Source organism: Flavobacterium rivuli WB 3.3-2 = DSM 21788, assembly GCF_000378485.1.
In the GTDB taxonomy this organism is placed as follows: Bacteria; Bacteroidota; Bacteroidia; order Flavobacteriales; family Flavobacteriaceae; genus Flavobacterium; species Flavobacterium rivuli.
Genome location: NZ_KB899967.1, coordinates 478,319 through 496,149 on the forward strand (window position 1 = coordinate 478,319; position 17,831 = coordinate 496,149).

At 39.1% G+C, this 17,831-nt stretch carries 21 protein-coding genes and 2 tRNA genes; 3 read left to right on the forward strand and 20 right to left on the reverse strand.

The genetic code is table 11. The features are described 5' to 3' along the window. Positions 1-5: 5 nt before the first annotated feature. The 5 genes from F565_RS22610 to F565_RS0105660 are packed head-to-tail and all read right to left on the reverse strand — an operon-like array spanning position 6 to position 4,133. Entirely contained in the window at positions 6-197 is a 192-nt protein-coding gene (locus F565_RS22610) for a hypothetical protein (protein WP_081621317.1), read from the reverse strand. 9 nt (positions 198-206) lie between these two features. Further along, positions 207-761: an LPS export ABC transporter periplasmic protein LptC gene (lptC, locus tag F565_RS0105645; protein ID WP_020212231.1), complete on the reverse strand. Its 555-nt coding sequence runs from the start codon at positions 759-761 to the stop codon at positions 207-209. Beyond that, on the reverse strand, positions 758-2,125 hold the full coding sequence (locus F565_RS0105650; protein ID WP_020212232.1) for a hypothetical protein: 1,368 nt from the start codon (positions 2,123-2,125) through the stop codon (positions 758-760). Before F565_RS0105650 ends, lptC begins: the two co-directional genes overlap by 4 nt. 14 nt (positions 2,126-2,139) lie before the next feature. Further along, positions 2,140-3,405 carry a BamG family beta-barrel-assembly machinery protein gene (gene bamG, locus F565_RS0105655; protein ID WP_020212233.1) on the reverse strand — a complete coding sequence of 422 codons (1,266 nt, stop codon included), beginning with the start codon at positions 3,403-3,405 and terminating at the stop codon, positions 2,140-2,142. Further along, positions 3,402-4,133 (reverse strand): type III pantothenate kinase, encoded by a 732-nt coding sequence (locus tag F565_RS0105660; RefSeq protein ID WP_020212234.1) that lies wholly within the window; start codon positions 4,131-4,133, stop codon positions 3,402-3,404. The genes bamG and F565_RS0105660 overlap by 4 nt, the downstream gene beginning before the upstream one ends. A gap of 99 nt (positions 4,134-4,232) precedes the next feature. Between F565_RS0105660 and F565_RS0105665 the strand changes: the two genes are divergently transcribed. The 3 genes from F565_RS0105665 to F565_RS0105675 all read left to right on the forward strand — a co-directional run bounded on the left by F565_RS0105665 (position 4,233) and on the right by F565_RS0105675 (position 5,817). Beyond that, a tRNA-Phe gene (locus F565_RS0105665) sits at positions 4,233-4,305 on the forward strand. Positions 4,306-4,364: 59 nt separating this feature from the next. Further along, positions 4,365-4,437 (forward strand) — tRNA-Phe (locus F565_RS0105670). A 108-nt stretch (positions 4,438-4,545) separates the two neighbouring features. After that, entirely contained in the window at positions 4,546-5,817 is a 1,272-nt protein-coding gene (locus F565_RS0105675; protein ID WP_020212235.1) for a hypothetical protein, read from the forward strand. Positions 5,818-5,826: 9 nt separating this feature from the next. Here the strand turns inward: F565_RS0105675 and F565_RS0105680 are convergent, their stop codons facing one another. From F565_RS0105680 to F565_RS0105760, 15 genes are all read right to left on the reverse strand, one after another. Next, on the reverse strand, positions 5,827-6,111 hold the full coding sequence (locus F565_RS0105680) for a helix-turn-helix domain-containing protein (protein ID WP_020212236.1): 285 nt from the start codon (positions 6,109-6,111) through the stop codon (positions 5,827-5,829). 469 nt (positions 6,112-6,580) lie between these two features. Continuing rightward, positions 6,581-7,210, reverse strand: coding sequence for a DUF6549 family protein (locus F565_RS0105690; protein WP_020212237.1), 630 nt, complete (start codon positions 7,208-7,210; stop codon positions 6,581-6,583). 153 nt (positions 7,211-7,363) lie between these two features. After that, positions 7,364-7,912 carry a TIGR02594 family protein gene (locus tag F565_RS0105700; RefSeq protein ID WP_020212239.1) on the reverse strand — a complete coding sequence of 183 codons (549 nt, stop codon included), beginning with the start codon at positions 7,910-7,912 and terminating at the stop codon, positions 7,364-7,366. Then, positions 7,909-8,448: a hypothetical protein gene (locus F565_RS0105705; protein ID WP_020212240.1), complete on the reverse strand. Its 540-nt coding sequence runs from the start codon at positions 8,446-8,448 to the stop codon at positions 7,909-7,911. Before F565_RS0105705 ends, F565_RS0105700 begins: the two co-directional genes overlap by 4 nt. Position 8,449: 1 nt before the next feature. Continuing rightward, on the reverse strand, positions 8,450-8,848 hold the full coding sequence (locus F565_RS0105710; protein ID WP_020212241.1) for a hypothetical protein: 399 nt from the start codon (positions 8,846-8,848) through the stop codon (positions 8,450-8,452). A gap of 28 nt (positions 8,849-8,876) precedes the next feature. Continuing rightward, complete coding sequence (locus tag F565_RS0105715; RefSeq protein ID WP_020212242.1) at positions 8,877-11,846, reverse strand: SGNH/GDSL hydrolase family protein; 2,970 nt, start codon at positions 11,844-11,846, stop codon at positions 8,877-8,879. Position 11,847: 1 nt separating this feature from the next. Continuing rightward, positions 11,848-12,354: a DUF6712 family protein gene (locus tag F565_RS0105720; protein ID WP_020212243.1), complete on the reverse strand. Its 507-nt coding sequence runs from the start codon at positions 12,352-12,354 to the stop codon at positions 11,848-11,850. Continuing rightward, the gene (locus tag F565_RS0105725; RefSeq protein ID WP_020212244.1) at positions 12,329-13,507 is read right to left on the reverse strand and encodes a hypothetical protein; all 1,179 of its coding nucleotides are present in this window, start codon (positions 13,505-13,507) and stop codon (positions 12,329-12,331) included. The genes F565_RS0105720 and F565_RS0105725 overlap by 26 nt, the downstream gene beginning before the upstream one ends. 4 nt (positions 13,508-13,511) lie before the next feature. After that, positions 13,512-14,168: a hypothetical protein gene (locus tag F565_RS0105730; RefSeq protein ID WP_020212245.1), complete on the reverse strand. Its 657-nt coding sequence runs from the start codon at positions 14,166-14,168 to the stop codon at positions 13,512-13,514. Between the two features lie 14 nt (positions 14,169-14,182). Next, entirely contained in the window at positions 14,183-14,791 is a 609-nt protein-coding gene (locus F565_RS0105735) for a hypothetical protein (RefSeq protein WP_020212246.1), read from the reverse strand. Positions 14,792-14,826: 35 nt separating this feature from the next. Next, on the reverse strand, positions 14,827-15,888 hold the full coding sequence (locus tag F565_RS0105740) for a hypothetical protein (protein WP_020212247.1): 1,062 nt from the start codon (positions 15,886-15,888) through the stop codon (positions 14,827-14,829). Between the two features lie 2 nt (positions 15,889-15,890). After that, entirely contained in the window at positions 15,891-16,976 is a 1,086-nt protein-coding gene (locus tag F565_RS0105745) for a Clp protease ClpP (RefSeq protein ID WP_020212248.1), read from the reverse strand. 79 nt (positions 16,977-17,055) lie between these two features. After that, complete coding sequence (locus F565_RS0105750) at positions 17,056-17,277, reverse strand: hypothetical protein (protein WP_020212249.1); 222 nt, start codon at positions 17,275-17,277, stop codon at positions 17,056-17,058. Continuing rightward, positions 17,278-17,520, reverse strand: coding sequence for a hypothetical protein (locus tag F565_RS0105755; protein ID WP_020212250.1), 243 nt, complete (start codon positions 17,518-17,520; stop codon positions 17,278-17,280). Beyond that, positions 17,520-17,831 carry a hypothetical protein gene (locus F565_RS0105760; RefSeq protein ID WP_020212251.1) on the reverse strand — a complete coding sequence of 104 codons (312 nt, stop codon included), beginning with the start codon at positions 17,829-17,831 and terminating at the stop codon, positions 17,520-17,522. Before F565_RS0105760 ends, F565_RS0105755 begins: the two co-directional genes overlap by 1 nt.

Below are 17,831 nucleotides of genomic sequence, written 5' to 3' on the forward strand. Positions count from 1 at the left end.
AGTGATTACTTTTTAGGCCCCTGAAACCTGCTTTGCGACCATCTCCTGAAAAAGAACATAAAAACCGCCGCACCTGCAAATATAAAGCTGAGTATAGCGTGGCCGTTTTCTTTTTCTATAATGCCCATTATGCCGCTGTATATAAAAAAGCCGGCCATAATCAGGTACAAGAAAGAAATATATTTTAAATAAACCATTGTGTATTTTTAATTTACATTATTTATCTGGCCGTTGTTCTTTTGCATGTTAAAGACTTTAAAATCTTTACTAAAATCTATGCCGGGCCCTTCCAGGAAACCACCCTGGCCATCGGTAAATTTAAAATATTTTTCGGTATAAAACCATTCGTTCTTCTGGTCGTAGTACAACTGGTCGGTTGTGAGTACCTTACCATCGTTAGATGTTATTTTTACATTACCCTGCAAATCTATAATATCAGTATCGGCATAGGTAATAGCATAATCGCTAACTACATAACTCTCTTTGGCCTGATTGTCCATCAGCGTAACATCTACCCCTTTAGGAAACTCGTTAAAGCCATATTGAAGGTTACTGTAATCCAGCATGAGCGGGCTTTTAAGTATTGCCTTAACTTTACCACTATCGGTATACTTAAGGTTGATATTTTCGCTGCGGCCCACAGGATTAAAGCCTACGCTGTTTATGCGCTGCACATCTTTAAAATTACTTTCGCATGAGGCGAGCAGCAGCACAGCTACCACAGGCACAACAATGCTTATATAATTTAAGAGATTTCTCATTTTAGTTTAGGTAAGGTTACACTCTCGTTTATCCAACAGCCAAAGGTAACCACATCGCCTTTACCTTTTTTAGCCGCTTTTGCCTCTTTTTTGGTAGGCAGGTTTTTAGTATACTCTTCGGTTAAGGTTGCTACGGTAGCTTTTGTTTTTTCATCGGCTGCCTCAGCTTTTTTAAGGGCTTCTATAGCAAGAAAATAAACAGCCTTAGCCTCAAAATCGCTAAGGTTGCACTCTTTAGACACCGATGTGTAAAGGCTTGCAAGCAACAAATAAGGCTTACCCGATTTAGGGTTTGCCGCCGCCGATTTTTGTATGTATTTTTTAGCTTCGCCTTTATTGCTTATTCTGTAAAGTGCTACTATATCATTATAAAGGTTCGCCTTTAGTTCGGGGTTTTGCTGCAATTCTGCCGCCTGGTCATAATATTTTATAGCTTCCGGCAATGCATTTCTTTTTTGCGAAAGGTAGCCAAGCCTGTTAGCACTGTCATAACCCGGCTTAAGCGCATTTAGAGCCACTGCCCCGTTGTATAACACATCTGACTTGTAGCATTTACTTAGGTACATTACACTTACCATACCCTGCAGCCAGCCTGCGTTAGCCTTATTCTTCTCGAAATTTGCTCCATAGTACTGCTCCAGCTTTTCGCAGTTAAGGTATTTAGACGCCGCCTTGGTCATGTTAGTAGCCACAGCATCGAGTGTTTTCTCTGTCGCGGCTGTAGTGCTCAAATATTGCTTTTCTTCTGTACTAATGGTTTCGTTTTGCAATTTGGCATTAATTGCCGCCCTCTTTTCTGTTACAACTGTTTTTACAGCGGCAACCTGCGCAAGGACATCGCCAAATTTTGAAATAAACTGTTCCTGAGTAATGCCGGTAGTGCCGGTTTCATACGCTTTTAAATACTGGTTAAAGTACAGTTGCAACGGCGCATAATCTGTAAAAGTAGCCGGTGCAGCCGTAAAAGCAGCATTTAGCAATTTATACACATCAGCATCGCTACCCAGTTTTTTATCATTAAGCAGCATGGCTTTTTTTACCGCAGCGCCCGTGTTAGGGAAATTCTTTTCCTGGGCATCATAAAGCGACAGTAAACTTTCATTCAGCGTTTTTTTATCTTTATCAGCCCGTGTATATTGCAGCTTATTTAAAATTGCCTCTTCGCCATAAACATAAAGGTTTGCATTATATTTAGGGCAGTTTTTTATAAGGGCAGGCAGTAAAGGCACAGCATCATCATAGCTTTTTGCCTTTATTTTATCTTCAAGCACCTTAAAGCCGGCTTCGCACTTAAAAGTTTGTGCATGGGCAGTTAATGCAGTTATACCTGCAAAAAATAATAAAAGGGCCTGTTTAATTTTCATGCTGCAATTTTATTTTATTCGTATTTTCTTTTCACGAACCATTTATCGTTAAGGGACAAACCTATAAATACACTAAAGTAATTTTCCTGTACCAGGCCGGCATTTTTAGTACCCCTTTTGCCATACTCTAAACCTATATTAAGGTTAGAGCCACCAATGGTACCGCTAAGCGGAAGGCCCGCACCAAGGCTTACACCCATATCGTTAATATCTTCTCCTGCAATAACAAGGCCTGTTTTTTCATACTTTAAACCGGCACGGTAGGTAATCCTGCTAAGGTAGCTGGTATACGACATGTATTTAGGTATATAATAACCTCCCAAAGATATTTTAGACGAGCTTTTAAACTGGGTAGTGGTAAAATTATCAAAACGGTTGTTCATTTTGTTACTTTCCTGCACGGTATACTCTACCCCTGCAAACCAACTCCTTACACGGCCAAAACCTGTACCCACTGTAAACTTTGATGGAAGCTTAGAATCGTTTGAAGATATAACGCTGTTTACCTGATCTAAAACGATCTCTGTTCCCGACCCTGATGTGGATACTGTAGATATAGACCTCGAAGTATCTGATGTAAGGCTAATCTCCGGAGTATATACCGCACTTACCGTCCATGTATATTTTTTATTAAGCAATGCCTGGTAGGTTGCCCCTACATTAAAACCGGCACCTTTATAGTTTGAAGTATTTATTTCGCGTGTAGCATATTGCACACCCGGTATACCTACTACCGATCTTGTTTCTATATCGCCAAAGTTGTACTGAAACTCTGCCCCTATACTTAATTGCTGGGTTATTTTATAAGCTGCACCAAAGAACACACGGTTTAAGCCGCCGCTGCCCCTAAACTGCCTCATCCTTGTTAAGCCGTCTGTATTGCTTACAACACTATCTGACACCCTGTAACCCACAGCCGTATAAGGCATTAAACCAAATGCTACACCTATTTTTTTAAACGGCAACGCTACAGCAACATAGTCGAGCGTGGTGCGCCCGGCGGTATCGCTGGCATCGTTAGTTTTTAAAGATGTACTGGATGTGGTACCACCCACAGCAAAAGTTGTAAATTTTAAAGCACTGTATGTAGCGGGATTTTGCAGGTTTACGTGTATACTATCCGGCAGTATGCCCAGCCCGCCCATAGACCTGTTCTCTACAGTACCTTTAAACTTTACATCGCCAACGCCATAAAAAGAATAAGGTGAGGCATTGTTTTCCTGTGAAAAAGCAACCGTTGAAAGTAGAAGGCAAAGGCCTGCAATAATTTTTTTGATCATTTGTGATTCGTGTATAAATATAAAAGATTCAAACTTTCTAACAAGAAATTTGAATTGGCAAATATGGTGTTTTTTAATCTTTTAGCCAAAAAATCAGCGTCCCCTCCCGTTAATATTACTGTTACATCCTGATACTCTTGATTATACTGCGCAATAAAACCCTCTACTTCGTGCAAAAGGCCGTTTACAACCCCGCTGTGCATAGAGGCTTTCGTGCTGTTGCCTATGTAACTTTGAGGCATTTCCGGATATAACAACGGAAGTTTTGCCGTAAAATTATGCATGGCATTATATCTTAACTGCAATCCCGGCGAAATTGCCCCGCCCAGGTATTGGTTTTCAGCGTCAGTAAAATCATACGTTACACAGGTGCCGGCATCTATAACCAGCCGCGGCTTGTCAGGGTGCTGCAACACGGCACCCGCCGCAAGCACCATCCTGTCTATACCCAGTGTGGCAGGCGTGGCATATTTATTTGTAAAAGGAAACTGCAATGTGTGGTTAACTGCAGTAAGTTTTGTGTTGCCCTGCAGCCATAATAACAGGTTATTATCTTCTTTCCCTACCACGCTCATGATGCTTTGGGTGGCTTTAGGAAATTTTTTTAAAATTATTTTTACCCCATTTAAGGCATCCTCATGGCTAAAAATAAATTTTTCCAGCAAGGCACTACCCTCAAATACAGCGGCTTTAATTTTAGTATTGCCTATATCTACGGCTAAAAGCATTTCGTTATTTTTGATGGTGTAAAGATAGCAATACATTTTTTTTAACCTTTGCTTTGTATAAGTTAAAAAAGATTATATATTTGCACCCGCATTAACAATGGTACCTTAGCTCAGTTGGTAGAGCAATGGACTGAAAATCCATGTGTCCCTGGTTCGATTCCTGGAGGTACCACAAAATTCCCTAAACCAGTTTAAGGATTTTTATTTTACCACGTTAGTGCTCTTATTACCGGTACCTTAGCTCAGTTGGTAGAGCAATGGACTGAAAATCCATGTGTCCCTGGTTCGATTCCTGGAGGTACCACAAAAGCCTTAAATCACTCCCACATAATGATTTAAGGCTTTATTTTTTCACTTTCGAGCTATGTAGCTACAAGTCAAACGTCAATGTAAACGACAATGTAGCTGCTCTATGAAAAAAACTCAACTTGGTTGCTCGTATTCAGAATTATGGGTATCCCCTTCAGATTGGAAAACCACCAAATCAAAAGTATCGCTAAAACAGGAATGGTACGTACAATGTTACTACTATGATCCTGCATTTCACGATAAATATCCAAAGGGTAAGCCTATTCGCCAAAAACTTAATAAGTGGAAAACACTTGAAGATCGACGGGCGGCGGCTGAGATAATGCTCAAAGAATACCCGGTACTACTTGAAAAGGGTTTTAACCCTATCACAAAAAAGTACATGATACCGGCGTTCAATCCGGATGTTACAAAAATCAAGGTACTTGATAAAGATTTGCTATGTACTGAAGCCATTGAAATAGCCTGGAATAACATATTAGAGGCTGTGAGCGATGAAGTTGAAAATCCATTTGAAGATGTAAAGATTGCTAAAAATCGCTTTGTTAAAGGCCTTAATGCGTTACACTTTAATGACATCAAGATAATAGACATTCAGTCCTCACATATTAAACAGGTTATAAAGTGCTGCAGGATTACTGACGGCTATTATAACAAGTTCCTTTCGTATATGACCAAAATATGGACTGAATTATATGAATACGACTGTGTAACCACCGTTCCCTTCAAACTTTATAAGAAAAAAAAGAATACCAGTAAACCAAGGGAAATTTTACAAGATGAAGATTTTACTGGGGTAATGGATCACCTGTATCAATATCACTATTCATTTTACCGTTATGCAATGATATTTCATAATTCGGGTGGAAGGAGCACCGAATTAATGATGGTGCAAAAAAAGCATGTAGATATCAAAAATCAAGAATACACCGTACTGATTAAGAAAGGAGATCAATACGTATGGGAGATTAAAGTAATTACTGTTGATGTCCTGCATCTTTGGATTGAGATATATAACAAATGCCCAACACAGCACAGTTACTTATTCAGTAAAGGCTTAGAGCCGGGTCCGAAGCCGATTGATCCGGCGCAAATATCTCGAAGGTGGCACCGCCATATAAAAACAAATTACAGCGAACTTAGTGGTAAAAAGATAACATCTGATTTTTATGCATTGAAGCATCTATTTTTGAGCAAATTAGATGAGCAAAAATTCGATATAGTAGATGCCCCGGAAAATATAGCACAACTCATGGCCAGTCATAGATCATCACGTATGACCAATACAGTCTACTTGGTAAATAAGAAAAAACAAGAGCGTGAAATAATGAAGCGAATAAGTATTCATAGAGACCCTATAAACGAAGCCATTTAAGCGTACCAATTATTTTTGTTCCCCATTTTGGTATAACTCAAGGTTTTGTTTAGTTATTATCCAATTCTTGCCTGATTTTGCAGCTTTTATTATGCCTTTTTTGCAGTAATCAGAAATGGTTTGGGGATGCTTGCCTAAGACATCAGCTACTTGCTTCACTGAAAAAGTCATCATTTCATTGATAGTGTTATCACTGGTATGCAACAAACGGAGCTCTGCTTTTATCTCTGCTGCAAGATACTCTTTGATTTCTTGCACGTCATCCGGGTGCAGTCTTGGTAATTGATAGATCATTTTTTTGTGAAATTGGTTACTAAAAAATTAATTAAAAATCACACTGATAAAGCGAAAGTTAGTAACTGTTGTATCTAAATTAATTCGCATAACTTAATTTTTAGCTAATTTAAATACTTTGTATAACAATACTACACCTACTTGTAGGTATTTAAAAACCCTTTCCATTGCTGGAAAGGGTTAATGTATAACAAATTGCGGGCACCACCCCGCGAAAAAAATTATTTCAGCAAATATACTATTATTTTAATAAGAAGCCGCCTGCTATTCCGGCTGCTGTATTTATGTGAGGTATGTTCACGACATTATTGTCGTGAGCATACCTTTTTAAGTGAGTAGAATGCCTTAAAATATTGGTGTTTTTTTCTGATAACCTTATTGATGCGGTTATGATATAATTATCGCAAAATCCCATAATTAAAAACCCGGTTACATAATTGTAACCGGGCAAAATTCAGTGTAAGATAAACTACTTAATAAGTAAGCTCCCAGCAACCCCCGCCGCAAGCCATAACCACCATTTTTTATACCAAGGCACCGGTAAAGTAATTTCTACAGCCCTGATATCCGTAACCTTTACGTATGGGTTTGAATTTGTAATATCAGTTGTTAAGGTCTGTTTACCTAAAAACCATTTTCGCTTAGTGCCGGTAATTACCGTGGCTGTGTTTGGAAATGATAAGGTGTCGATTTCGACACCTTTTTGATTTGACCTGTACCCAAAGCTATACCATTGCTTTTTAATCGCGCCTGTGCGCTCAAAAATGCAGGGTACGGTGTCTTTATACGGTATCGGTATCGTATCAACTCGCGTATCTGTGTTATATTTTACCACACTATGCACGTTTGCAAATTCCGATGCCAGCGCGGCCAGTTCAGCATCCTTTTTAGTTAGCAGATCTTTTACCTGCTTATTGTCGAGCTGCAGGGTTTTGATACTGGCTGTAGTTGTACCTAACTTGTTTTTATAATGGGTAACTGTATCGGTAATTGCTGCTAAATTAGCATCGGTATTGCCGGCAATATAACGGCAATGTTGTACCGAAAAAAGCAATGCAATTGCCAAAGCTGCAATAATATACGTTTTATAATCTTTCATATTATTATGAGTTATTTTTATGTAGTTTTGTATTGGGCGTAAGGATAATATCCGAGAAGCCCCCCTTATACATCAAAGCCTGCACTATGCAGGCTTTTTTGTTAGTTTCGTTTTCGCTTACAAAATTTCTTTGCATACGAGAATTTCAGCAAGTTACGCTTCGTTTTCGCTTACCCCCCCGGTTGCACTTAGATAAATCCTTTTTACGCTGGCAGGTGTACCAATTGAATAATCTGGCCTGCGTGCCTCGCTTAACCTGTTTTTAGCAATGCGTGTAACGCTAAACTGGTTTGATTGGTTGCCGCCTGCTACATGGTAGTAAGACGGATCTTCTCCCACATACAGGCCAACATGCCCACCACCATCGCGATTAAACACGAGAACATCCCCAAGTTCCGGAACATCTATTTTTGTCCCAAATTTCAAGAATGATTTTGCCCTTAAGCGGTCATATCCTGTAAAGGGCACTTTCTTACCGGCACGCAATGCCAGCACCACCATTGCCACGGCACACCATGCCACTTCATCGCTTTTGTATATCCCGGCCACGCCCGCTTCTTTTGCAAGCGCCATAATTTCCGGGTTACTTTTAGGCCCTGCAACCTCTGTAGTATTTAGTTTTCCAAGCTTTACACCTTCGGCAACCATTTTTGGCAAACCCTCCACATGGTTTAACCAATCGTATTTTGATGATATTTTCATTCTGCTTTATTATTAATTTCACTTTCAAACAATTCTTTTACGTTACCGCTTTTTTCAAAGTTGTAAATCCGGTTCATAATGTACGGCGGTGGCCATTTTTTGCCGTAAATTATATGCAGGTTTTTCATAGCCTTACTTACAGGCCACAGCATTGTGGTTACCTGAATGATAATCTTAAAACCCTCACTAACCATACCATGCCCGGCAGCCATACGCAGTAATTCCAACAAAATATATACAAGGAAAACCCCCGCAAACATTTTAATATTACCCTTCCAGAAATCAGCCCAACTAAATGTGTTTTGAGAGAGGTGGTACCACACACCCACGATCATATTTAAGACGAGCGCAATAAGCATCGCACCAATAAACACCTGGTTACTTACAAACCACAACTGAAACGCCTCTAACAATGCCACGATAGGACCGAAAGCTGCGATAAGTTTACCCATGTAAGCGATCTTGTCCCAAAAAGTTACTTGTTTTTCTGCCAGCAGGATAACCCACACGTACAGCTTTTGCACAAATAACTTCATGTTACTTTTTAGTAATTTTTTTATACAATGCAGGCACACCCCATAGTAATACAGCTACTACAAAAATATACAAGCCTGCTTTTGGTAACCATGAAAATTTACTTATATCAGTGAACGCTGCAATTATCGCTATTACTCCTGTTGCACAAATAGAGCCTTCAGCACTTCTTTTCTCTTCTGCATTATCTTCTACAGCTTTTTGATGACACTGACCTTGTATCAAGTTAGCAATTAAAGCAGCTACCGCGCCCGAAACACATCCTACTATAATCGATACAACCCATCCTACTGTTTGGTCAAAATCGGTTCCGCCAATGCCTTTAAGTGTGTAGTACATTGTAGGTAATGCCGCGCTTATACCTACTAATACATTTACTAAGTTTGTTCTAAAATTTTTCATATAATTGTTTTTGATTTAATTTATATCTTTAGTTTAAATTCGCTTCAATTCTGCCAAAAGTTGTTGTGGCATCTATAGCAGTATTTGTGTTATTGTAAACCGTAATTGTCGCAATGTCGTCAGCTGTGCTTTCTGCTCTGTATGTTAGACCTGCAGCGGTCCAAGACGGGTAATTCGCAACTACTGTTTGGTATTGAACAATATTTGGCATAGTAACATTAACGCTTGTAGTACCGCCCGATGGTATACTAGGTAAATCTATATTCACCTCCCTATAAGCTTTTCCGTTTACTACCGACACTAACAATTTAAACAATGCCAAGTGTCCGGGAGTATTTAAATGCAGACCATCCGATGCATAAAAATCTAAAGGGTTTGTTTTATCAGCAAATAATCTATATGCATCAACTAAAGGAACCCCTGTATTTTTAGCAACCAAGGCAACAGCAGCATTATAAGCAAGTTGTTTTGTTGTATTAGATATTGTATTGTAAGGTGGCGTTATTAATATAACTCTTATACCTTTAGCTTTTGCCGCAACTACTATTTCCTGAAGTTTTGTCCTAAAATCTGCAATAATTGTCGCATCACCGTTTGTTGTACCATCACCCACATTCATATCGTTGGTTCCATACATTATAACAAGGGTATTCATTTCCTTATTTAACATAGATTGATACCTTTGATACCCTCCTGTAATTCCTAATGAAGTAACTGTTTGCCTTAGTTGACTGCTTGGTACACCAAGATTATATTCAATACCTCCTAAAGCCGCAGACGCTAAAACTGAAAACCTGTCCGCTCCCGTTGCAGCAGATATACCTGCCGTATTAGAATCTCCAAAATACACAAATAGTGAGCCCTGCGTTTGTATCCTGCCAAGCCTTTCATATAATTTATAAAGCGCTTTATTCATAGAGGCCGCCTGTGCATTGGTTAACCCAGACCCTGCAATCAAATACGATATACCGGCATTACGCATCCAAAGGTCGTTACCATTTCGGCGTGATTTAAACACCGTAACTTCAGTATTAAGCGTTACAGCAGTAGCAGCAATAGCCCTGTCATTTGTTTGATTTTCTCCATTTAAATAAGCACTAAAATAAGTACTTGATAGAGCATTTGCTAATTGTTGTCTTTTACCACTAAAACTTAAGGTTTGAGACCTTGTACCAATTATCATTGCTCCATTAGCAGTTCCTGCTAAAGTAGAGTCACCTGAAACTGGTGCATCTGAAAACAGGTGGCTTGAATTTGTAGAGCTTACTAAATCATAATTAGACACAAAATACCCAAAGAACAAATTATCGCTTGACAATCCGTTAGCTGAAGGATTAAAACCTGTATTAAAAAAATACCTGGTAGTTTGGTTTTCCAAAACAAACAACCCCTTTGATATATTGTAATTTGCGTCAGTTAACCCAGTATTAACCATAGATATAGCACCGCCTGCATCAACTACAAATTTTACAAGAGCCCCAGCAAGATTATACCCTAAAAGAGGTGCCCAAAATTTAATTTTACTAAACCCACCATCCCGTTTAGTCGTAGTTACAAAATCATCCAAAGCCAATGTTGTCTGATAATCTAAAATATTACCAACATCAGCCATCCTATCCGTATACATTTTGGTTTCGGGCTGAAAAGCAACAATCCTACCATTTACATAATTAACAATTGCTGTTGTGCTGGGCGCAACGGTTGTAGACGAGTTTACGTTGTTTTGTACTTTACCATCCGCATAAGCATTAGATGTTGTATTTGCAGCGTTATCCCCGCTGTTTGTGCCAGATGTATTATTTAGCTTTGTTTTTTCTGCGGGGTTTATTAAACCCGCGTTCGTTGTGTCTGCAAGTGGTATTATAGCAGGGTCACCAGTACTACTGCCAATAACTACATTTTCAGGACGAGGAAAGACGTACAAATCTGTTTCGCCTGAAGGCACATTCAAATCTACAACACCATTATTATCTGATATCTGGTCGTTTTGTCCGTTAACCCGAAATATCAGGGGAACATACTTAGTGTTAATTGTTACAGTAGGCTTTGTTAAGCTAATTTCAAACTCATCATGAAATACAAATTTTGCAAAATTACCATCAGGCCCTTTATAAACAGTTCCAGACTCGTTTTCATGTACAATATCATTAGTCGTGGTATTATCTGAGTTAGTCACTTCCTGCAAATTAGGCACACCGCCTGGAGGTACATCGCTCAATAACTGAAAATCAGCATCGGTACTCTGTAGATTACCCACACCATAAGCCCCCGGCGCGCCCACCCATAAATATGATTGTTCAATATAATCAACAGTACCTTTAAACAAAGTGTAACCTTCATCCTGTGGCTGTATTGTAATTGAAGGATCCTGCTCGTTTAACCATTCTGAAATTGTTTGGCCGTCAAGATTAGGGTAATTTATTGTTTGAGTTGTAGGGTCATCAGGGTCTACATCTTCAGCTGTTACAGGTGTTACATAGGTAAGTTGCAGGTCTAAACCGGATAAAACAACATTGCCACCGGTACCATACGTGCCTTTACCTTTATTAAATACCTTATATTTATAAACTGTAGCAAGGTTAAACCCTGAAGATGGTACACTTAGAAATATCCATAGGCTTTGTATTTCGCTAACCACAAATGATACGTCGTTATTAACAAGTGTCGCTAATTGCTGGGCCGTAAGGTTTGTATAAGAGAAGTACCTTTTAGCAATGTCGATGTTATCCTGGTTGATGATAGGCGCGTTTTCGCCTCCAAGTGAATTTCGGGAATATGTAACACCAAGGATTGCTGATTGCAAAGAAGCTACGTTGCTGTAAACAACACCGTCTAAATTTACCTGGCTAAATACCGTTAGCGGTAAAAGCACATCGGCGTTTTCATAGCAGTTAAATATCTGTATCCTAATACCTCTTACAGCAGTAATGTAGTTTTTTAGGTACTCAATACCGTTTAAAGAGAACCTCTTATCATCAACTGTATTTATAAAGATCATATTATCCTAATTTAGTGAAACGCATGCCGGCTGAACGCGGTGCAGAAGTTTTACAATTATTAAAAAGTGGATGGTTTGTCCTGGTTAAATAATTCTTTACATTATCCCAGATTTGTAGGGCTGATTCCCTGTTAATCTGGTAGATTGTTTTTTTACCTGCCATATCTATAGGCTCACTATTATCTTTCCGTATTTGGACGGCTCCGGATGGAGTATCTACATAACTTGAAAACATAATGTGCCGGGCATAGGCAAAGTATGAGATAACCATTTTTAAGCCGTGGTTATGATACGTTTCGCCATTGTATTCATAGGCACCTCCAATAAGTAAATCTTGGAAATTCTCGGGGTTTGCCATAAGTTTATTATAGAGGCGTTCCCCTATCAGTGGCTGCAAGTCTATAAGCTGAGCATCCAGTATTTGTTCTTTCAGTTTATCGTCAAAAGCAGATTTGGATATTTGTCTGTATTTTGCAATATCATCACGGGTTATCAATGTTTGTATCATCAATCAGCTTTATAGGTTGTACTTTTAAATCTTTGTTATTAACAGACAGGGACAAAAGGGAGTTGAGGACGTATGTAAGTTTATTACGTTCCTTACTTGTATTTTCCCAATACGTGCGCTTCATTTCACGGATAGATTCCCCTGAGTTACCAAACATTTGTGAATCGCTTGTTTTAATAAGGCCGGCCGGTAAGTTATTAAAGGCAATAAGGATGTTTTCACGTACGCTGGTTTCTGTATGAGCAAATATTTTATCATCAATATTGCTTTCAACTTTTTGGAATAAAATAGATTCTTCTAATTTATCCCCTCCAAATTCCATTTCCACACAAAGTACACCGCCGCCATTCTCTGCACCCAGCGAGCTTACAATTGCATTTTGAAATTGCTTTCGCTCATCATCTGCATCTATCCATTCAGGATTTATCTTTCGCTCATTTGCATCTAAATAGCGCGGAATATCTTTTGAAATAAGTGGCTTTGTTACTACGAGCATATTACCAAAAAAGCCACGCCTCAACATCCTATTTTTAAATACAGCGGTTTGGGCTTCACTATCACAATCCTCTGCAACAGAATCAACACGGGATAATGGATAGTGTAGTTTAGTATCCATATTCACAAACCAAATTTGCCCCTTGTATTTTTCCCATCCCCCGGCCTTTTCTACCTGGGCCTGTATAACCTTTGGGTTAGGGTTAAAAACATCAATCAGTTTTATATCTGACTTCTTTGGCTTGCTCCAATCTTCATATACAGCTATTTTTCCCGAATAAGCATTACTGTCAGATTTACCTTTTCGGCACCATTCATTAGGCATTACCCTTACATCTACAATTTCGTAAAGTGCATTGTAATTGATGTGGATAAATACGCCCCGTTGCTTTACGAGATCTTCTGCAACGTCATCTGCAAAATCAATAAGGGAAATAGTGTGCTGTTTATTTACTATCAAATTGTCATTGTCGGTTCCATAGCCTTTACCAATAAGATACTGGACCATAATATTAGCCGCTGATTTTGCCGTAACGCTATTATTAATAAGCCTATCCATTCTTTCTGGATAGGCATTATCAATATCGTTACCGTAAACATCTATAGACTTATTCCAAGGGGTTAACCTCTTTGCTATTTCTCCCAGTACTGTACGCATGGTATTACACTTTATTTTCTAAACCAAAAGCTTCAATTTCGCCGGTGCCGTTGAATTTTTCAGCATCGACAATTACAGAATCGCCAACTTTGTGCCCCTGTTCAGTAAGTTCAGGATGCGTTACAAAATCATCATCTTCAAGCGTAATTACGACCTTAGATAAATCTTCAACATCTGCCGGGGTTTGAGGCTCAACAAAAGCATCTAAGGCGGCTTTGGCCTCATCTACTGCAGCAGTTGCAGCTTCACGCGTTTTTGCCCTGGCTTTATCTGAAAGGTTTGCAAGCTTATCTTCAGCAGCCTTTAAATTAGCCTCAAGCGTTGCTTTACTGTTCAAGTCCGGCTGTTCTAAAAAGAACCTATGGCCACCTGGCTGCGAAAGAAGAATATCAGCATATTCTTTAGTAATGTTCTCATCATTTACGAGAATCTGTGAACCAAATTCAAGAGGTATGTTTTGATATTTGGCAAGTAATTTATAGCCTGATGTATTATTTGTAGTTTTCATGTGATTTTTGTATCTATTTAAATAATCAGTTAAACATTTTGGGCACCCTGCATTTACAGTGCCGCCAAAAATAGAAATATACTCCTTAAGAAATAACTCTAAATATCTAACACCATCAGTAGTTTTACCTGATCTGATGGTGTCTATATCCATGGATGCGAAATCCATTATTCTGAAGCAAATTTGTTATCAAAGGCGGTTTTCGATGCAGCATAAGTGCCGGATGCCACACCACCATCAAGAAACGTTTTAGCAACAGTGTTTTCTTCATAACCATCAGAAGATGATAATTCAAACACTATCATATTGTCGTTCTCTTTTGAGTTGTTTGTCATCGACATTAGCTCTAATCCGGAACCGTACCCCAATACTTCAAAAGCATCTTTATTACCAATGCCTTTAAATATTTGCTCAACTACAACAACATATTTAGAACCCTGGGCCATGTTGTTCGCTTGTGTTTTATTAGCCAGCGTTGGGCTAAATATCACACCGCTAAATGTGTGTTTCCATTTGTCAGGTGCATTCTCTTTTTTTACAAGCTCATAAGCTTTGCCGTTGCTTTGCTTAACACCGGTAAACTTGAAACCCGTAGCACCTGCCTTAAGTGTGATATTGCTTACCACCTTATTGTTTGTCGGGTCTAACGTGGTTAACGTGCGGTCTATGTCATCCCTGTTTATAAGGATGACGTTTTGCTCAATACCACCAGCCCCCTGATTTTCGCAATCGAATAATATATCAGCCGTTAAGGCTCCTGTACAATCTATTGGCATAATGTTTAAATTAATGGGTTAAAACAAGTAACGGCTTAGTAAGCCGCTACTGTCATGTATTTTTCAAGGTGTTTAGCATCCAGCGTATAAACTCCGTCGATTATATTTGTCTTAAGAGTTTTATCGTAGAACACATCAAGCTTCTGCAAATCCTCTTCACTTAGAGTACCTACAGGAATGTTACTTTTTGTGGTAAACACGGCGCGGTGTGGCAAATTGTATTTAGTACCGTTGTTTTGATATCCCTGGATGTACATATCCCAGTCGTAACGCGTTTTAACTTCTTTACCCTCAAAGGTTAGTTTAGTACGGCCACCCTCAACAACTTCAAGGAAACCGGCACCAAGATTTTTATTTCTCAATGTAGCCCTGTAGTTATCAGCAATTGACCTGGTAACAAGGAAAAAAGCATTAGGATCCTGTAACAGCCTGCTATCAGCAGCGGCATACATACTGCCTAATATGGTTAGTGCAGCATCAGCAGCCAAAGCCTGGTTAACATAGCTGTTACCTGTGTTTGCGGATATTGCTACATAATTGGGTGCAGTAGTTGGTACTTCCGTAAAAATTTGTTTAAACAAACCGTTAAATGTATTCCAGTACCCTAAATCGGTACCCACTTTAAACGATCCACCGTTTGCAGTTGTTGCAGCTGTCAAATCATTAAACCATATTTTACGATGTATGTTTTCTTTCATACCGTCTTCTACAGCGGCAATGACAACACCAAATTCAGGAGAACCCACGACATCGTAAAAATCAGGGTTCATTTTTTTAGCAGATTTAAACAGCTTCAAAAGTTTTGGCATATCCCCCTGGCAATGCTTTAACCTGAAATCTTCAACAGCAGGATCCCAGAACTTCTCTGTGAAAGTTAGACCTGCAGCTTCGTTAGGCGCGCATCCTGCTGATGCTTTACCAAGCAGGCCGATCCTGCCTGCAAACGCAATTTGCGTTTTCATATCCACGCCTGTTTCAACATCGTGATATTCAGAAAGGTCACTTTGATTAAATACCCTTTCAAATATCACTTTGCTTACTGTATCGGCTTCACGTGCGTTAAGCGTTAATGCATCTGCATTTACAATTGAGCTCATAATTATTGTTTTTTACTCTCCAGATAAGCTTTCATGCCAGCGGTTCTGTCAGCTCCTGTGATTATTTTTTTAGAATCCTTTTTGGTACTCAAATCGAATTTAGAAGTAACCTGTGCTTTAAGCTGTGTTACGTCTTTTTCGATGTCCTGCAATTGAGCCTGGGCCGCTGTAGTCTCAGTTTTTAATTGCTCGTTTTCTTCTTTAAGGGAATCCCTTTCAGCAATAAGCTCCGCAATTTGTTCAGGTGTCAATGTTTCTTCATCAGGAGAAACAATTTCTTTAAGCTCCCCGGCATCGAATTTATAAACGGTACCGTCCGGCATCGTATAATCCCCATCAGCAGGCTTATTGTCAAACGTTGCTTTGGCACCCACTTCAATTGCAGCATCTTTTTCAAGGTCTGTAAAATTGAGTTCGGCACCGGTGGCATCCTGTACCACTTTGTTTAAGATATCAGGCTTTTTAATCTTACCTAATACCTTGTCAAATAAGCCTGAAATAAAGGACTTATCTTTGTCGGTTAGACTCTCCATAGTATTTGTATTAATGTTTGTAAGTACGGCTTTAGCTACGGCCAGAATAGGCTCTGTAGTTGTGAAACCCAAAGTGTAAAGCTGCTCCATTGTCAGCCAGGTTTCATTTTTAAGAAGTGGTAATAAGGCAGACTCATCAAGTGATAGCACTTTCATATAAAAGCCTGTCATTTTCTTTTCAACAACCCTTAAACGGTCGGTAAATTCTGCTAATGTATCAGAATTGCCAGTAGTGCCGCCCCATGGTAAGTGAATCATGAACGGGGTATTAACACGAACCTGCCTAACAGATCCTGCCATGAAGATTATTGTAGCAATTGAAGCAACAATACCGCTGCCAATTGTAGTTATGTGAATACCTGAAGCCTGTAATGACACTAAATAATCATAGATATCGAAACCAACATCTACAAGACCCCCATCGCTATTTATGTGTACATTAAAATGGGTGGCTTCAGGCTGTTTTTTTACCTGCGATACAATATCTATAAGTTCAACGCCTGCAACGCCGTCAAACGTACCTATTTGCCCTGATATGTATATATTTCCAATCATGCCGTAAAATTAGGCATGGCAAAAAGATGTTTTAAGACATGAGTATGTCGCAAAAAAAAGCCAGTAACTTAATACCGGCTTATGATTCCATATATGCAACTATCCGCTGCACCTGTCTCCTGCTTACATCATAATTTGCAGCTATCATGTTTATAGCTTCAGATGTTTTGCTTTTCTTTATCTCTTGCAGGTAAGCTTCATAGTACACTTTCCAATCCAGTAAATGAAGTGGAATAAAGCCAACCTGTATTAAAGATAAAAATTCGTCGTTTAAAGATGTAATTTTTTCATACCTGGTCATTTACCATTTTGAGTTAGGGCAAATCTCTGTAGAGCGTATCTTTGCGCTTAACGGACAACCGCAAGCATCACAATACGCCCCCTGCACCTCTTGTAAGGTGTCTTTTATAAATGCAATTATCTTACCTTGTTTGGCATGAGGGCAAACAGCGCAAATTGCGGCCCTCTCTTTTGCCACACTTTCAACTACATCACTTTTAGAAATGTAATTTTTCCATCCGGTAAGTATTGCTTTAACGTTCATTAGTTATTTTGCGTACATCTTACAGTACGTCTTGCTTCAGTCACAAAATCAGTCCCTGTACTTGAGTTACCAGACGATTCTATAGTTCTATTAAAATAAGTTTGTTTTCCATCATCTTCACAATTTTCACTATAAACTATTGGCGTGCCAGTTGGTTGCCAATTTGCAGCAGGATAAGGCTGTCCCCTACCAACAGTAAATTGATTAATCTCCGCATATTGGATACAGTTGCACGTTACGACCGCCGGGGCATCATCATTCCCAGAACATGCAATAATTAATAACAAGGCTGCAAAAGCTAATTTTCTCAT

Bases quoted from the DNA above. Each gene is read 5' to 3' on its own strand.
- F565_RS0105700 (WP_020212239.1), bottom strand. From the start codon at position 7,912: ATGAAAATATCATCAAAATACGATTGGTTAAACCATGTGGAGGGTTTG.
- F565_RS0105750 (WP_020212249.1), bottom strand. From the start codon at position 17,277: ATGACCAGGTATGAAAAAATTACATCTTTAAACGACGAATTTTTATCT.
- F565_RS0105675 (WP_020212235.1), top strand. From the start codon at position 4,546: ATGAAAAAAACTCAACTTGGTTGCTCGTATTCAGAATTATGGGTATCC.
- bamG (WP_020212233.1), bottom strand. From the start codon at position 3,405: ATGATCAAAAAAATTATTGCAGGCCTTTGCCTTCTACTTTCAACGGTT.
- F565_RS22610 (WP_081621317.1), bottom strand. From the start codon at position 197: ATGGTTTATTTAAAATATATTTCTTTCTTGTACCTGATTATGGCCGGC.
- lptC (WP_020212231.1), bottom strand. From the start codon at position 761: ATGAGAAATCTCTTAAATTATATAAGCATTGTTGTGCCTGTGGTAGCT.
- F565_RS0105730 (WP_020212245.1), bottom strand. From the start codon at position 14,168: ATGGATATAGACACCATCAGATCAGGTAAAACTACTGATGGTGTTAGA.
- F565_RS0105715 (WP_020212242.1), bottom strand. From the start codon at position 11,846: ATGATCTTTATAAATACAGTTGATGATAAGAGGTTCTCTTTAAACGGT.
- F565_RS0105720 (WP_020212243.1), bottom strand. From the start codon at position 12,354: ATGATACAAACATTGATAACCCGTGATGATATTGCAAAATACAGACAA.
- F565_RS0105690 (WP_020212237.1), bottom strand. From the start codon at position 7,210: ATGAAAGATTATAAAACGTATATTATTGCAGCTTTGGCAATTGCATTG.
- F565_RS0105680 (WP_020212236.1), bottom strand. From the start codon at position 6,111: ATGATCTATCAATTACCAAGACTGCACCCGGATGACGTGCAAGAAATC.
- F565_RS0105725 (WP_020212244.1), bottom strand. From the start codon at position 13,507: ATGCGTACAGTACTGGGAGAAATAGCAAAGAGGTTAACCCCTTGGAAT.
- F565_RS0105650 (WP_020212232.1), bottom strand. From the start codon at position 2,125: ATGAAAATTAAACAGGCCCTTTTATTATTTTTTGCAGGTATAACTGCA.
- F565_RS0105740 (WP_020212247.1), bottom strand. From the start codon at position 15,888: ATGAGCTCAATTGTAAATGCAGATGCATTAACGCTTAACGCACGTGAA.
- F565_RS0105705 (WP_020212240.1), bottom strand. From the start codon at position 8,448: ATGAAGTTATTTGTGCAAAAGCTGTACGTGTGGGTTATCCTGCTGGCA.
- F565_RS0105710 (WP_020212241.1), bottom strand. From the start codon at position 8,848: ATGAAAAATTTTAGAACAAACTTAGTAAATGTATTAGTAGGTATAAGC.
- F565_RS0105755 (WP_020212250.1), bottom strand. From the start codon at position 17,520: ATGAACGTTAAAGCAATACTTACCGGATGGAAAAATTACATTTCTAAA.
- F565_RS0105660 (WP_020212234.1), bottom strand. From the start codon at position 4,133: ATGCTTTTAGCCGTAGATATAGGCAATACTAAAATTAAAGCCGCTGTA.
- F565_RS0105745 (WP_020212248.1), bottom strand. From the start codon at position 16,976: ATGATTGGAAATATATACATATCAGGGCAAATAGGTACGTTTGACGGC.
- F565_RS0105760 (WP_020212251.1), bottom strand. From the start codon at position 17,831: ATGAGAAAATTAGCTTTTGCAGCCTTGTTATTAATTATTGCATGTTCT.
- F565_RS0105735 (WP_020212246.1), bottom strand. From the start codon at position 14,791: ATGCCAATAGATTGTACAGGAGCCTTAACGGCTGATATATTATTCGAT.